This window comes from Stenotrophomonas sp. GbtcB23 (assembly GCF_019091045.1).
In the GTDB taxonomy this organism is placed as follows: domain Bacteria; phylum Pseudomonadota; class Gammaproteobacteria; order Xanthomonadales; family Xanthomonadaceae; genus Stenotrophomonas; species Stenotrophomonas rhizophila_A.
Window position 1 is genome coordinate 1 of sequence record NZ_JAGXKC010000277.1, and the last position, 334, is coordinate 334.

Consider the following 334-nt stretch of genomic DNA (forward strand, 5'->3'; position numbering starts at 1 on the left):
TGAATGCCGGCGTAAACGCAGGCCCGTGGCGGTTTCGGCAGCGCTCGGCGCTGTCGCACACCAGCGGCGGCATGGACTGGAATTCGCTGTCGGCTTACGCCCAGCGCGACATCCCCTCACTGCGCTCGCAGCTGATACTTGGCGACAGCTTCACCAGTGGCCAGATCTTTGACTCCGTGGGTTTCCGCGGTGCCAGCCTGGGATCGGACGACCGCATGCTTCCGCAATCGCTGCGCGGCTATGCGCCAACCCTGCGCGGCGTTGCAGCCACCCAGGCCCGCGTGCAGGTATGGCAGAGCGGGAATCTCATCTATGAAACCAGCGTGGCGCCTGG

At 65.6% G+C, this 334-nt stretch carries 1 protein-coding gene; it reads left to right on the forward strand.

Translation table 11 applies throughout. The features are described 5' to 3' along the window. Positions 1-50: 50 nt before the first annotated feature. On the forward strand, positions 51-334 hold a 284-nt coding region (locus KVS69_RS19105), incomplete at its 3' end, for a fimbria/pilus outer membrane usher protein (protein WP_254622297.1).